We start from the raw sequence: 14,445 nt of genomic DNA, 5'->3' as shown, positions 1-14,445 counted from the left end.
CCTCGAACGAAAGGCAACGCACCGTGGGACAGCCCCGCCCTGCCCGAAATCAGTCCGCGTGGTGGCGTTCCGCCGTCATCTACCAGGTGTACGTCCGCAGCTTCGCGGACGGCGACGGCGACGGCACCGGCGACCTCGCGGGCGTCCGCGCCAGACTCCCGTACCTCGCCGAACTCGGCGTGGACGCCCTGTGGTTCAACCCCTGGTACCTCTCGCCCCTGGCCGACGGCGGCTACGACGTCGCCGACTACCGCACCATCGACCCCGCCTTCGGGACGCTCGCCGAGGCCGAGAAACTCATCGCCGAGGCCCGCGAGCTGGGCATCCGCACCCTGGTCGACATCGTCCCGAACCACGTCTCCGACCAGCACCCCTGGTTCCGGGCGGCGCTGGCCGGCGGCCCGGAACGCGAACTCTTCCACTTCCGCCCAGGACGCGGCGAACACGGCGAACTCCCGCCCAACGACTGGCCCTCCCAGTTCGCCGGCTCCACCGAACCGGTGTGGACCCGGCTGCCCGACGGCGACTGGTACCTCCACCTCTTCACCCCCCAGCAGCCCGACCTCAACTGGGCGCACCCCACCGTCCGCCGGGAACACGAGGAGATCCTGCGCTTCTGGTTCGAGCGGGGAGTCGCGGGCGTCCGCATCGATTCGGCCGCACTGCTGGCCAAGGACCCGGACCTGCCCGACTTCGTCGAGGGCCGCGACCCGAACCCGTACGTCGACCGCGACGAACTCCATGACATCTACCGCTCGTGGCGGACGGTCGCCGACGCCTACGACGGCGTCTTCGTCGGCGAGGTCTGGCTCCCCGACTCCGAGCGCTTCGCCCGCTACCTGCGCCCCGACGAACTGCACACCGCCTTCAACTTCTCCTTCCTGTCCTGCCCCTGGGACGCGGACCGGCTGCGGACCTCCATCGACGAGACCCTCGCCGAACACGCCCCCGTCGGAGCGCCCGCCACCTGGGTGCTGTGCAACCACGACGTGACCCGCACCGTCACCCGCTACGGCCGCGCCGAGACCGGCTTCGACTTCGCCGCCAAGGCCTTCGGCACCCCCACCGACCCGGCCCTCGGCACCCGCCGGGCCCGCGCCGCGGCGCTGCTCTCGCTGGCCCTGCCCGGATCCGTGTACCTCTACCAGGGAGAAGAACTCGGCCTGCCCGAGGTGGAGTTGCCGCTCGACAGCATCCAGGACCCGATGCACTCGCGCTCCGGCGGCACGGATCCGGGACGCGACGGCTGCCGGGTCCCGCTGCCCTGGGCGGCGGACGAACCGCACGCCGGCTTCGGCGGCGAGCCCTGGCTCCCGCAGCCCGACGGCTGGTCCGCGTACGCCGCCGACCGCCAGACCGGCGACCCCGGCTCCATGCTGAGCCTCTACCGTGCCGCACTCCGCGTCCGCCGCACCGAACCGGGCTTCGGGGACGGCGCGTTCGGCTGGCTGCCCGCACCGGAGGGCGTCCTCGCCTTCACCCGCACCGACGGACTGCTCTGCGTCGTCAACCTGACCGACGCCCCGGTCGCCCTCCCCGAGCACTCCCGGGTCCTCCTCCACAGCGGCCCGTTGACCGACGACGGGCTCCTGCCGCCGGACACGGCGGCCTGGCTGCGCGCCTGAGCGGGCCCGCGCCGCACGGCACCGTTCTCACCGGTCGCGCCGGTCGGACGGAGGCGCGTCCTCGACGGCCGGCTCCCCGCGTTTCGCCGCCTGGATCTGCTCGTACACATGGGTCCGCAACTCGGTGAAGCGCGGGGCGGCCCGGGTGCGCAACTGGTCGCGCTCCTCGGGGAGATCGACCTTCAGCTGCTCCCGTACGACGGTGGGGGAGGCCGAGAGGACCAGAACCCGCTCACCCAGGTAGACCGCCTCGTCGATGTCATGGGTCACGAACAGGACGGTGATCCCGCGCTGCCGCCACAATCGGCGCACCAGATCCTCCAGGTCGGCACGGGTCTGCGCGTCGACCGCCGCGAACGGCTCGTCCATGAGCAGCACTTCCGGCTCGTACGCCAGCGCCCGCGCGATGGCGACCCGTTGCTGCATGCCGCCCGAGAGCTGCCACGGATAGGCCCTCGCGGCGTCGGCCAGACCCACGGACTCCAGCGCGTCGTCGACCAGCTCCCGGCGCCGCCCCTTGCTCAGACCCTTCTGTTTCAGGGGGAGTTCGACGTTCTCGCCGACCCTCATCCAGGGAAACAGGCTGCGCCCGTACTCCTGGAACACGAACGCCATGCCCGGCGGCGGACCGGTCACCCGCCGGCCGCCGAGCAGCACCTCGCCCGAGGTCGGCGCGAGCAGACCGCCCACGCACTTCAGCAGGGTGGTCTTGCCGCAGCCCGACGGGCCGACCAGACAGACGAGTTCACCCGCGTCCACGGTGAAGGTGAGATCGCGGACCGCCTCCACCCGGCGTCCCGACCCCTCGTAGACCTTCCGCAGGCCGGACACGACCAAAGACGCGTGCATGGACCGCCCTTTCGCGAGCGACGTCACGGGGACCGCCTGGAGGAGTCGCGCAGACCGTGGTACCAGCCGAGGACCTGGCGCTCGACCAGGTGGAAGAGCACCGAGAGGAGGAAACCGAGCAGACCGAGGACGAGGATCCCGGTCCACATGTCGGGGATCGCGAAGCCGCGCTGGAACTGCACGATGGTGAAGCCGAGTCCGTTGCTGGGCGCGAACATCTCGCTGATGACCATCAGGATGATGCCGATGGACAGTGCCTGGCGCAGGCCCGCGAAGATCTGCGGGCTCGCCGACGGCAGGACGAGGGCCCGTATCCGGGCCTGACCCGTGATGCCGTACGAGCGGGCCGTCTCGGACATCACGGAGTCCACGGCGCGCACGCCCTCGATCGTGTTGAGCAGGATCGGCCACACGCAGCCGCTCGCGATCACGACGATCTTCATTGTGTCCCCGATGCCCGCGAACAGCATGATGACCGGCACGAGGACGGGCGGAGGCACCGCGCGCAGGAACTCCAGGACCGGTTCGCACACCGCCCGCACCCGCCGGTACGAGCCGATGAGCGCCCCGAGGGCGATCCCCACGGTCGCGGCCGACGTGTAGCCGGCGAGCAGCCGCAGCAGGCTGGGCACCAGATCGGCGCGGAGCCGCGCACGGGTCCAGACGTCGGGGAACGTGCTGAGGATCGTCCGCAGCGGGGGCCAGTAGACGTCGGTGCTCCTGTCGGAGGCGAGCCACCAGACGACGACCAGCAGCGCCGGGAGCGCGACGGTGAACAGCGCCCGCAGCAGGAGGCCGCCCCACGGGTTCGGCCTTCCGGGCCCGGCCGGCAGGTCCTTCACACCGACACCTCCCCGCGCACCGACTGGTGCCAGGCCAGCGCGTAGCGCTCGATCGACCGCGCGCCCACGTTGATCAGCAGCCCGAGCAGACCCGTGACCACGATCAGCGCGTACATCTCGGGCACCGCCTGCGAGGTCTGGGCGACCGCGATGCGCGCGCCCAACCCCGGTGCCCCGATGACGAGTTCGGCGGTCACCGTGAGGATGAGCGCGACGGCCGCGGCGAGCCGGACGCCCGTCATGACGTACGGCAGCGCGGTCGGCCACAGCACATGACGGACCCGGGCCCAGGCGTCGAGCCCGTACGAGCGCGCCGTCTCCTCCGCCACCGGGTCCACGTCCCGCACGCCGTACATGACCTGCACGAGTACCTGCCAGAAGGACGCGTACACGACCAGCAGGAGGACCGACCTCAGTCCGGTGCCGTAGAGGAGGACGGCGAGCGGGATCAGGGCCACCGAGGGGATGGGGCGCAGGAACTCGATCGTCGAGGCGGTCGCCTCGCGCAGGTACGGCACGACCGAGACGAGCACCCCCGCCACGACGCCCGCGCCGACGGCGATCGCGAGGCCCAGGGCCCAGCCCGTGAGGGTGTCGCCGAGATCCGTCCAGAAGGCACGGTCGGTGATCTCGTCGCCGAGGGCCCGCGCGATCCGGCTTGTCGGCGGGAAGAACTGCTCCTTGACGATGCCGAGCCGCGGCACCGCCTCGCCGAGGGCGAGGAAGGCCGCGAGCCCGGCGGCGCCCAGTGCGGCGTTCACGGCCCGGTCGGTGGAGCCGCCGCGCGCTCGCGTCCGTGTCACGGCAGCAGCTCGTCCAGGTCGGGCGCCGTCTTGAAGAGGCCGTCCTGCTCGCCCAGCTTCTCCAGCGCCTCGATCGAGGCCCGGTTCTCCTCGGCCGGCCACTTGGGCAGGGTCACCTCGGCCAGCACGTCCGCCGAGATCTTCGTGTACGTGGTGACGATCTGCCGGACCTCGTCCGGGTGCGCGTCGGCGTAGGCCAGGGACTCCGCCGTGGCCTCCTGGAACTTCTCGACCACGTCGGGGTGTTGCTGCGCGTACTGGTTCGAGGTGAAGTACATGGCGACGGTGAGGTTCTTCGCCACGTCGACCAGGGAGGAGGCGATCTCGGTCGCTCCCTGGCTCTTGACGGTGGCGAGCGCCGGCTCGACCACCATCGCGGCGTCGATCTGACCGCTGTCGAGGGCCGCGGGCATCTGGTCGAAGGCGAGCTCGACGAACTTCACCTCGGAGGGATCGCCGCCCGCCTTGCGCACCGACTCGCGCACGGCCGTCTCGTTGATGTTCTTCAGCGTGTTGACGGCGACCTTCTTGCCCTCCAGGTCCTTCGCCGACGTGATCGCGCTGCCCTTCTTCACCGTGATGGCGCCGAAGTCCGCGCCCGTCACGCCCGTCGAGGCGACGCCGTTCGCGATGGCCTTCACGGGAACGCCGTTGGACTGGGCGATCATCAGCGAGGTCACGTTGGAGAACCCGAACTGGAACTGGCCCGAGACGACACCCGGGACGATCGCCGCGCCGCCCTGCGCGGCCGTCATCGACAGGGTCAGCCCGTGCTTCTTGTAGAAGCCCTTCTTCTGGCCCAGATAGACGGGGGCGACGTCGACGATGGGGATGACGCCCAGCTTCACGGTGGTGGTACCGCCGGACGAGGAGTTCTTGTCCGAGGCGCCACCGCCGTCGGACGAACCGCAGGCCGACGCGGCGACCAGCAAGGCTCCGACCGCGATACCGGCGAGCAGACGACGCATGGCTCCTCCTGTGCAGACGAGAGTGTTCCGACAGGGCGTGCGCACACCGCACAATGGTGCTCAGCGCGAAGGTAGAACCCCGTCCGTGCCGGGTCAATGGCTATGGCTGACAATATTGTTGACAGTTATCGGAATGCTCCCGTTCCGTGCGAGGGCGTTCCGTGCGTCCCCCTGGAGGCGACGATGCCTGCAGCAGACCGAGCCCCCCACTTCGTCCGCTCCTTCGAGCGAGGACTCGCCGTCATCCGCGTGTTCGGCGCCGAGCGGCCGGAACTGACGCTCAGTGAGGTCGCGCGCGGCTGCGGCCTGACCCGCGCGGCGGCGCGCCGCTTCCTGCTGACCCTGGTCGACCTCGGATACGTCCGCACGGACGGCCGCGTCTTCCGGCTCACCCCGCGCGTGCTGGAACTCGGCTACGCCTATCTCTCGGGCTTCACGCTCCCCGAGCTCGCGGAGCCCCATCTGAAGCAACTCGCCGAACGGGTAGGGGAGTCGAGCTCGCTCTGCGTCCTCGACGGCGACGACATCGTGTACGTGGCGCGGGTCCCGGCAAGGCGCATCATGACGGTGGCGATCACCGTCGGCACCCGCTTCCCCGCCCACGCCACCTCCGTGGGCCGGGTGATCCTCGCGCACCTCACCGACGACGAGATCGACACCCGGCTGGAGCGGGCGGACCTGCGCCCCCTGACCGCGCGCACGATCGTCTCACCGGACCTGCTGAGAGCGGAACTGGCCCGGGTGCGGCGCCAGGGGTACGCCGTCGTCGACCAGGAGCTGGAGGAGGGACTCCGCTCTGTCGCCGCCCCCGTGCGCGGCCGGGACGGCACCGTGGTGGCGGCCGCGAACATCCCCGTGCACGCCAGCCGCAACACCCTGGAATCCGTCCGCCGCGACCTGCTGCCGCACCTGCTGGAGACGGTCGCGCGGATCGAGCGGGACCTCGCGGTCACAGGTCCAGGACGAGCCGCTGCCCGCGACAGCGGGACACGCAGATGAGCATGGTTCCGCCCGCCTCCCGCTCCTCGTCGGTGAGCACCGAGTCCCGGTGGTCCGGGGTCCCTTCGAGCACGTCCGTCTCGCAGGTCCCGCACGTTCCCTCGGCGCAGGAGTAGAGGACGTCGACACCGGCGGCGCGCACGGCGTCGAGGACGGAGACCCCCGGGACGACGACGACCGTCCGCCCCGAACGCTCCAGGGCGACCTCGAACTCCGTCTCCCCGTCGAACTCCGTCTTCCCGTCGCCTTCCCGGTCCTTCGGCCGGAACCGCTCGACGTGCAGCAGGGCGGCCGGACAGCGCTCCTCGACCGCGTCGAGCAGCGGTCCGGGACCGCAGCAGTAGACGAGGGTGTCCCCGAGGACCCCGCCGAGCGCGCAGGAGAGGCCGAGGGGTCCGGTCTCGTCCCGGGGAGCGAGGGTGACCCGGTCCCCGTACCGCCCCAGTTCCTCGGTGAACGCCATGGAGCCGCGGGTCCGGCCGCCGTACAGCAGGGTCCAATCGGCGCCCGCCGTCTCGGCCGCGGCGAGCATCGGCAGGATCGGGGTGATGCCGATCCCGCCCGCGACGAAGAGGTAGCGCGGGGCGGGCACGAGCGCGAAGCGGTTGCGCGGGCCCCGGACCCGGACCTTGTCGCCCTCGCGCAACCGGTCGTGCACGTACGCCGATCCGCCGCGCCCGTCCGGTTCGCGCAGCACCGCGATCCGCCACGTCCCGCGGTCGGCCGGATCGCCGCACAGGGAGTACTGCCGTTCGAGCCCGGGCCCGAGCAGCAGGTCGACATGGGCGCCCGGCTCCCAGGGCGGGAGTCCGCCGCCGAGCGGATGCCGCAGGATCAGCGCGAGCACGTCCGCGGCGACGGACTCCCGCCGCTCGACGACGAGTTCCCGCTCGTGCGCGCTCTCGCGGGCCGGACCGGTCACCGCACCCTCTCCGCCGGCTTGTCGCCCTCCTCGACCAGGCGGGCCAGGACGCGCCGGGCGGCGAGACCGCCGGCGTCGATGGCGATGCTCAGCTCCTGGTGGCCGACGCGTTCGGAGGCGAGGGTCCGCTGGAGGAGGTTGAGCGCGTCGACGTCCTGCATCACGACCCTGTGGTTCAACTCCCGCATGAAGGAGCTGACTTCGTCGTCCGAACGGGCGAAGTCGCGCGAGACCGCCCAGAAGTCGTACACCTTTCCCTCGCGCGACGGCGTGATGGCGTAGGTGATCTCGGTGTGGAAGGCGTTCGGATCACCGCCGTCCGTCTCCGGCGGCACGCCGGCCGGAGCGATCCTGCTGTGCAGCAGGTACAGGCACGGCGCGTGGTACTCGATGTCCTGCCAGCGCGTGACGCGGCCCTCGATGCCGGTCGACCGCGCGTAGAAGGGCGGGCACTCGGCGTCGCCCATGCGCCGGGAGACGCGCACGATCCCCGCCTCCTCGTCCACCTCGGTGGTGATCGGCGTCTCGGCGACCTCGGGCGTGCCGATGTAGCCGCCGTGCAGGTACGTCTCGTGCGAGAGGTCGAGGAGGTTGTCGACGAGGAGTCCGTAGTCCGCGTCGACGGGTTCCATGCCGCTGACCGTCGTCCAGCCGGGCGAGTCCATGTGCGGCGCGCGCGGGACGGACGCGGGGTCGGCGAGCGCGGGGTCGCCGATCCAGACCCAGACGAACAGGTCCTGCTCGACGACCGGGTAGGAGGCGATACGGGCGGTGCGCGGTATCCGCTTCTGCCCCGGCACGTACACGCACGCGCCGGTCGGGTCGTAGGTGAACCCGTGGTAACCGCACACGATCCGGTCACCGTCGAGACGGCTCTCCGAGAGCGGGAAACGCCGGTGCACACACCGGTCCGACAGCACGACGGCCGCCCCGTCCTCCTCGGTCCGGTAGAGCACGAGCGGCTCCCCGAGGACGGTCCGTCCGACGAGTTCGCGCCCGATCTCGTAGGTGAAGGCGACGACGTACCACTGGTTCCTGGCGAAGGCGGTCATGTGCGGCATGGCTGCGGCTCCCGTCGTTGGGCGGCGGCGACCTCGTCCGGAAGGGCGTCACGGGGACGCGACACGGCTTCCGCCCTGCCACGGTAGCCAGGGCCGCACGTCGTGCACAGATTCCGGGTGTGCCGATTCGGCGGCCCCGCGCCGCCGTTCCCCGGACCGTGGTCCTCGATCGCCTTCGGCGCCGGAGCCGCTGAGGGGCACCGCCGGCCGGTGCGGGAGGGTGTCGCTCCCGCACCGGCATGACGGATCGTCAGGAGGCTTTGTCCATGGGGCAGTCGAAGCGGCCTCCGGGGCCCCAGTGGGTGACGCTCTTCGCGCCCTGGGAGAGCACTCCGCAGGTCAGTTCCGTGTGCTTCTTCCCGTCGGGAGTGATCTCGCGGACATGGATCTCCTTGTCCGGGGGGTAGTGGTGGTCGCGGTCCAGGGTGATGATCCCGGACTCTCCGGCGTAGTCGTGGACACCGGGATCCTGCAGCCGGGTGACCAGTGCCTTCGACGAGAAGTCGTCGTCCGTCGCGAAGACGGCGTTCATGGTCGAGGAGAGGATGCCGACGGCGTCGTAGCCGAGCGCGGCGTCGTTCTCGGCGGACAGGTGGAATGCCTTGCTGAACTTCTCGCCGAACGGTCCGTCAGGCGGGGGCAGGCTGAACTGGTTGTAGAAGAGCCTCAGCGCGTAGTAGTTCACCGTCATCCGGCTCGGATGCAGAACGACTTCCGGAGCCGGGCTCTCCGCCAGCACCGGCACCGGTGTCCAGGGGCCCCGGCAGTCCCGGTTGCGTTGCATCGCGTCGAACAGGTCCTCCATGACGCTGGCGCGGCCCGCGTACAGGACGAAGCCCTTGGTCCGCTGGACGAGACCGCAGACCTTGGCCGCGGTGTCCTGCGTCAGGCGCCCGTCCGCCGCTTCGGGGTAGTCCACGAGGTGCACCGGCCCGGTCGAGCGGTAGGCGTCGCCGAAGCGCTGGGCGAGGTCGGCGCTGAAGTACTCGTCCTTGGGGTCGTGGACGACGACGGCGGCAGGGCCGGAGCTGCCGGGAGCCGGTTTCGTCAGAGCGCGCAGTCCGGGGGAGTTGCGGGCGAAGGTGGCCATGACCTCGGCGATGCGCGCGTCGGGCGGTGAGAGCTGGAAGTACGACACGGGCGAGCCGCCGTCGACCATGCGCTGGCCCGAGACGCCGGTCCCGAGGACGGTGATGCCGTGTTCTCCCAGTTCGATCGCGGCCTGCTGGGACTCCGGGCGGCTCTGGGCGAGGCCCATGACCGCCGCGATGTGGTCCCGTTCCGCGCGGTCGACGATCATCTGCGCGACGTCCACACCGCTGTCGTTGCTCGTGTTGAGGCCGCCGCGCGAGCCGTAGCGGAAGTATTCGCCCGCGTTGGCGACGAGCAGTCGTACGGGCACCTGGACCTTGAGACGCCGGTCGTTCACGTCCTTCTGGGCGAGCAGCGCGCCGCGCAGTGTCTGGAAGCCGATGGGCGCGGTGCGCTTGGACTCCGAGCCGACGCTCAGCGGCGCGAAGAAGACGATCGTGCGGTACGGCTTGTCCGTGTTCACCTGCGCGTTCTGCCGGCCGAGGATCTTCTCCAGCTTCCGCAGGTCCGCCGCGTACTCGCCGTGGGCCAGGTCGCAGCCGTCGTTGCCGTCGGTCAGACCGACGACCTCTCCTTTCTCCACGTGGCGGCAGGAGTCCGCGAGACTCCCGTCGGGGAGGAACCCCATCAGCTCCCGGGCCAGTACCAGACCGCCCGTGCACAGCATCGCCGCGGCGGTGGCGGCGGCCACCGGGCGCCACCAGTCGAGGACACGGGGACGACGGAAGTCCATCGCGGGAGGCGGGGGAACCTCCGCCGCCGGAGTGCCGTTGTCCGGTGCGCCCCCGTCGGGGGTGCCGTTGCCCGGGGTGCCGCCGTCGGACGTGCCCTCGTCCGGGGTGCGCGGCAGGGGCAGCACGTGCACCGCCTCGGTGGCGGTGCCCGCCGTCGCCGCCGAGAACAGCGCCGTCACCGCCTGGCCCAAGGGGTGCGCGTCGGATGTGCCTCTCTGCGCGGGCAGGGCCTGCGGCGGCGGACTCGCGGCGTACGGGGGGAGCGCGCCGGTGGCGGCGTCCAGCACCAGGAGCGGACTGCTCTCGATGCCGCCCGAGACGGCGGCGTAGGTGTCCAGGAACTCGCGGCAGGCGGATCCCGCGCCGCCCACCGTCGGCAGGAACACCACGAAGGCCCAGGTGCGCCGGGGGCGGAGGTGACTCCACGCGCGGGGCCGGGCCGCCCTGGCGAGGTCGCGGATCAGCGCGGTGAGGAGGATCTCTCGGACCAGCTCCGCCTCGCGCGACCCCGCGGGCCGCACCGCCTCCCGGGCCAGGGCGATCCGGTGCGTCACCCGCAACTGCACCGCCGCTCTGAGGAAGCTCCGGCCGGGCAGGTCCAGCATGCGGCTCACCCACAGGTGGCGCTTGTCGACGCGCATGCCGTACCACTGGCGCCACAGCCAGGCGGTCACGGCGCCGAGCAGGCGGAAGGGGGCGCCCCACAGTCCGTCCAGGGCGTTGCCGAGCTGGGTGACGGGGACGGACTCCTGGAACCTCTGGGAGTACGTGTCGCACAGCAGCTTCCGCAGGGCGCGCCGCTGCCCCGCCGCGTCGTTCTCCCGGACGGAAGCGCGCAGCACGGACAGACAGGCGTCGAACGCGGGCAGCCGCAGCGTCCCGGCACCTTCCGGCATGGACTTCCTGAGCTGCTCCGCGACATCCTCCAGTGGCAGCGGGCGCGGGTGCGGTCCGTCCGCCTGCACGTCGGGTCCGTCCGCCTGAGTGCCGGGCTCGTCCGTCCTCGCGTCGGGCTCGTCCGGCAGTGCGCCGGGTCCGTCCGGCAGCGCGTCGTCGACGACCGCGTGCGGGACGAAGTAGGTGCTCCTCGCCTCGGTCCTGGAGGACTTGAGGCGTTTCACGAACTCCAGCAGGAGCGCGGTGAGTTCCGGATCCGGACCGGCGGCGTCCGTGGCCGCGCCGCCGTCCGGGCCGTCCGGCCGGGTCAGCAGGAGGGCCGGGAGCCGGTGTTCGCGGGGCCCGTTCCGGCGGGGCGAGCCGGCCCGGCGGTCGGTGACGTACGGGTCGAGCACCCGGACGATCGAGTGGAAGTCGGTGGACACGACACGGGGCCGCTCGTCGTCGAGGGGCGGATGCGGCAAGGACAAGGGGAACCTCCAACTGGCATATGTCAGGAGGGTGTTGTGCGAGTCTATGGACGGAATGCGCGGTACTGCGGATTTGTCGCTAGTCGACCGCTAATGAAAAGGCGCGCACGCGGTGCGCTCGTATCGCGATCGCCCGCACGCCGCCTCCCTCGTCCTGGCCGGGCGCACGGATCTCTCCGTGGCCGGGATCACCCGCTCTCCGATGTCGCTCTGATCATGTCCACCTCAGGCGTTCGGGTAACCGCCCGAGGTCAGGCGATTCCGGTGGAACGCGTGTGGTCCGGCACCCGTCTTGGCGTGCGAGGGGCCGTCGGCCCGACGCTCCGTCAGCACCAAACGCACCGCAAGGAATTCGCCATGCTCTTCGTCGCCGTCGTTGTCGTCGTCATCCTGTCCGCGATCGTGGTCGCCCCGGTCGTGGCGGGTGTGGCGGCGGTCAGGAAGGTGCGTCGGCGGACACGGGCGCAGCGGCACGGTCTGCGTACCGAGGGCAGATGCATACGGGTCGAGACGGTGCGGCGCTACGGCGGGGGCCGCGCCCCCTCGACGCGGCGCCACTACCTCTTCGAATACGTCACCCACGACGGCCGGCAGGTCCGGTTCGAGGACGCCGCCCCGCACACCACCGTGCCGGGCGACCTGCTCACCGTCTCCTACCTGCCGCAGGATCCGGAAGGGGCCACGGTCGCCCTGCCCGGCGACCGGACGGCCCAGCGGGAACTCGGCTGTCTTCTGGCCTTTCTCGGCGTCGCGTTGGTGGTCTCGCTGGTCATCGCCGGGGCCGGGATCGGCGTGGTCTCCCTGTTCGCGTCCGGAGGCTAGTGCGGGACGGGGGTCCGCCCCGGCCGCTCCGCCGACCGGAGCGGCCCGTCGGCCGGAACGGTTCGCCCGGCGTACCGCCGACCTTCACGCACGGGACAGTGGGCCCTTTCCTGACGTTCGGTGCGCTTGGAAAACTCCCTTCGCGCACGGTCCATCACCCTCCGGCCAAAGGGCCCGTCAGGACAAGAGGTCACCCACCCATGCCCCAAGTGAATCGGCGCCGTTTCTTCCAGATCGCCGGCGGTACGGCGGCGTTGACCGCGCTGGCCGGCAGCGTCCAGCGGGCGGCGGCCCTGCCGGCGCACCGTCGTTCGGGCACGATCGAGGACGTCGAGCACATCGTCGTCCTGATGCAGGAGAACCGTTCGTTCGACCACTACTTCGGCTCGATGAGAGGTGTCCGCGGCTTCGGCGACCCGCGCCCGGCGTCCCCGGCAGGCCCCAAGCCGGTCTGGTACCAGTCGGACGGCACCAAGGACGTGCTCCCCTTCCGCCCGGAGCTGGACGACCTCGGTCTCGCGTTCATCAAGGACCTGCCGCACGGCTGGAGCGACGGGCAGGCCGCGTTCAACAGGGGCAGGTACGACAAGTGGATACCCGCCAAGTCGGCCACGACGATGGCGTATCTGACGCGCGAGGACATCCCGTTCCACTACGCGCTGGCCGACGCGTTCACCGTCTGCGACGCGTACCACTGCTCGTTCATCGGCTCGACGGACCCCAACCGCTACTACATGTGGACGGGGTACACGGGCAACGACGGCAAGGGCGGCGGCCCGGTCCTGGGCAACGACGAGACCGGGTACGGCTGGACGACGTACCCGGAGCGGCTGGAGGAGGCCGGGATCTCCTGGAAGGTGTACCAGGACGTCGGCGACGGACTGGACGCGAACGGCTCCTGGGGCTGGATCCCCGACGCCTACCGGGGCAACTATGGCGACAACTCGCTGCTGTACTTCGACCGTTACCGCAACGCCCGGCCGGGCGACCCGCTGTACGACAAGGCCCGCACCGGCACCGACGCCCGCAGGGGCGAGGGGTTCTTCGACCGGCTCAGGGCCGACGTGCGGGGCGGCACACTGCCGCAGGTCTCCTGGATCGCCGCTCCCGAGGCGTTCAGCGAGCACCCCAACTGGCCCGCCAACTACGGAGCCTGGTACATCTCGCAGGTGCTGGACGCGCTCACCTCCGACCCCGGGGTGTGGAGCAGGACGGCCCTGTTCGTCACGTACGACGAGAACGACGGCTTCTTCGACCACCTGGTGCCGCCCTTCCCGCCGCAGTCACCGGCACAGGGCAGGTCCACGGTCGACGTCGGCCCGGATCTGTACGCGGGCGACGCGACCCACGCGGCCGGACCGTACGGACTGGGCCAGCGGGTGCCGATGCTCGTCGTCTCGCCCTGGAGCAAGGGCGGTTACGTCTGCTCCGAGACGCTCGACCACACCTCGGTCATCCGGTTCATGGAAGCCCGGTTCGGGGTGTGCGAGCCCAACATCTCGCCCTGGCGGCGCGCCGTCTGCGGCGATCTCACGGCCGCCTTCGACTTCTCCCGCGAGGACACCGCTCCGGTCACCCTGCCCTGCACCGACGGCTACCGGCCGCCGGACGGCGACCGCCACCCCGACTACGTGCCGACCCCGCCCGCGAACCCCGCCCTGCCCCGGCAGGAGCGCGGCTCGCGTCCGACCCGTCCGCTCAAGTACGCGCCGTTCGTGGACGGTTCGGCGGACACCGCGGCCGGCACGTTCACGCTGGCCTTCGGCTCCGGCGCCGGGGCGGGCGCGGCCTTCCTCGTCACCTCCGGCAACCGCGCCGACGGCCCCTGGACGTACACCACCGCGGCGGGCGGCACGGTCTCGGACACCTGGAACCAGGCCCGCTCGGGCGGCTCGTACGACCTCACGGTGCACGGTCCGAACGGCTTCCTGCGCGCCTTCAAGGGTGCGGGCAAGGCGGCGGAACCGGAGATCACCGCCCGCCACACCGGCGGTGACGTGGAGCTCACCTTCGTCAACAAGGGTGCCGCCACGGCGACGCTCAGGCTCACGAACGGCTACGGGGGACCGTCCAGGGTCTTTCGGGTCCGGGCGGGCGCGACCGTGAAGCACATGGTGGACCTGCGGGCGAGCCGGCGCTGGTACGACCTCGGCGTGGCCGTCGACGGCCGGGCGGGCTTCCTGCGGCGGTTCGCCGGACACGTCGAGAACGGCCGTCCCGGCGTGAGCGACCCGGCCCTCGTCACCGTCTGACGGGACACGGACGCGACCGAAGGGCGGCCGCGGAGAGCTCCGCGGCCGCCCTTCCGGCGGGTCCCGTCCGCCACCCGTGCCCGGTCTCCCGGGGCGACGTCCTGGCGTA

Annotated in this window: 11 protein-coding genes; 4 read left to right on the top strand and 7 right to left on the bottom strand. The window is 71.5% G+C overall.

The annotated features are described in order from the left end of the window. Positions 1-23: 23 nt before the first annotated feature. On the top strand, positions 24-1,625 hold the full coding sequence (locus ACFW6B_RS34005; protein WP_386602308.1) for a glycoside hydrolase family 13 protein: 1,602 nt from the start codon (positions 24-26) through the stop codon (positions 1,623-1,625). 27 nt (positions 1,626-1,652) lie between these two features. Here the strand turns inward: ACFW6B_RS34005 and ACFW6B_RS34000 are convergent, their stop codons facing one another. From ACFW6B_RS34000 to ACFW6B_RS33985, 4 genes are read right to left on the bottom strand one after another with little or no spacing between them, the layout of a single operon-like run. Further along, positions 1,653-2,474, bottom strand: a complete 822-nt coding sequence (locus tag ACFW6B_RS34000) for an ABC transporter ATP-binding protein (RefSeq protein WP_386602306.1) — start codon at positions 2,472-2,474, stop codon at positions 1,653-1,655. 23 nt (positions 2,475-2,497) lie between these two features. After that, on the bottom strand, positions 2,498-3,307 hold the full coding sequence (locus tag ACFW6B_RS33995) for an ABC transporter permease (protein WP_386602345.1): 810 nt from the start codon (positions 3,305-3,307) through the stop codon (positions 2,498-2,500). Positions 3,308-3,312: 5 nt separating this feature from the next. Continuing rightward, positions 3,313-4,119 carry an ABC transporter permease gene (locus tag ACFW6B_RS33990; RefSeq protein WP_386602303.1) on the bottom strand — a complete coding sequence of 269 codons (807 nt, stop codon included), beginning with the start codon at positions 4,117-4,119 and terminating at the stop codon, positions 3,313-3,315. Continuing rightward, positions 4,116-5,087 (bottom strand): ABC transporter substrate-binding protein, encoded by a 972-nt coding sequence (locus ACFW6B_RS33985; RefSeq protein WP_386602301.1) that lies wholly within the window; start codon positions 5,085-5,087, stop codon positions 4,116-4,118. Before ACFW6B_RS33985 ends, ACFW6B_RS33990 begins: the two co-directional genes overlap by 4 nt. Positions 5,088-5,270: 183 nt before the next feature. Here ACFW6B_RS33985 and ACFW6B_RS33980 point away from each other — a divergent pair, with 183 nt between their 5' ends. Further along, complete coding sequence (locus ACFW6B_RS33980; RefSeq protein WP_386602299.1) at positions 5,271-6,086, top strand: IclR family transcriptional regulator C-terminal domain-containing protein; 816 nt, start codon at positions 5,271-5,273, stop codon at positions 6,084-6,086. Here the strand turns inward: ACFW6B_RS33980 and ACFW6B_RS33975 are convergent. From ACFW6B_RS33975 to ACFW6B_RS33965, 3 genes are all read right to left on the bottom strand, one after another. Then, positions 6,037-7,008: a PDR/VanB family oxidoreductase gene (locus ACFW6B_RS33975; RefSeq protein WP_386602297.1), complete on the bottom strand. Its 972-nt coding sequence runs from the start codon at positions 7,006-7,008 to the stop codon at positions 6,037-6,039. The two genes, ACFW6B_RS33980 and ACFW6B_RS33975, sit on opposite strands and share 50 nt — an antisense overlap. Beyond that, positions 7,005-8,069: a Rieske 2Fe-2S domain-containing protein gene (locus ACFW6B_RS33970; protein ID WP_386602295.1), complete on the bottom strand. Its 1,065-nt coding sequence runs from the start codon at positions 8,067-8,069 to the stop codon at positions 7,005-7,007. The genes ACFW6B_RS33975 and ACFW6B_RS33970 overlap by 4 nt, the downstream gene beginning before the upstream one ends. A 250-nt stretch (positions 8,070-8,319) precedes the next feature. Beyond that, positions 8,320-11,262, bottom strand: coding sequence for a hypothetical protein (locus tag ACFW6B_RS33965; RefSeq protein ID WP_386602293.1), 2,943 nt, complete (start codon positions 11,260-11,262; stop codon positions 8,320-8,322). Between the two features lie 357 nt (positions 11,263-11,619). Between ACFW6B_RS33965 and ACFW6B_RS33960 the strand changes: the two genes are divergently transcribed. Next, positions 11,620-12,084 carry a DUF3592 domain-containing protein gene (locus tag ACFW6B_RS33960; protein ID WP_386602291.1) on the top strand — a complete coding sequence of 155 codons (465 nt, stop codon included), beginning with the start codon at positions 11,620-11,622 and terminating at the stop codon, positions 12,082-12,084. 200 nt (positions 12,085-12,284) lie between these two features. Then, positions 12,285-14,336, top strand: a complete 2,052-nt coding sequence (locus tag ACFW6B_RS33955; protein WP_386602289.1) for a phosphocholine-specific phospholipase C — start codon at positions 12,285-12,287, stop codon at positions 14,334-14,336. Positions 14,337-14,445 lie beyond the last annotated feature (109 nt).

The sequence above is a fragment of the Streptomyces sp. NPDC058751 genome (assembly GCF_042746485.1).
In the GTDB taxonomy this organism is placed as follows: Bacteria; Actinomycetota; Actinomycetes; order Streptomycetales; family Streptomycetaceae; genus Streptomyces.
The sequence above is the reverse complement of the archived record's forward strand: the minus strand, read 5'-3'. Positions and strand labels throughout refer to the sequence as shown.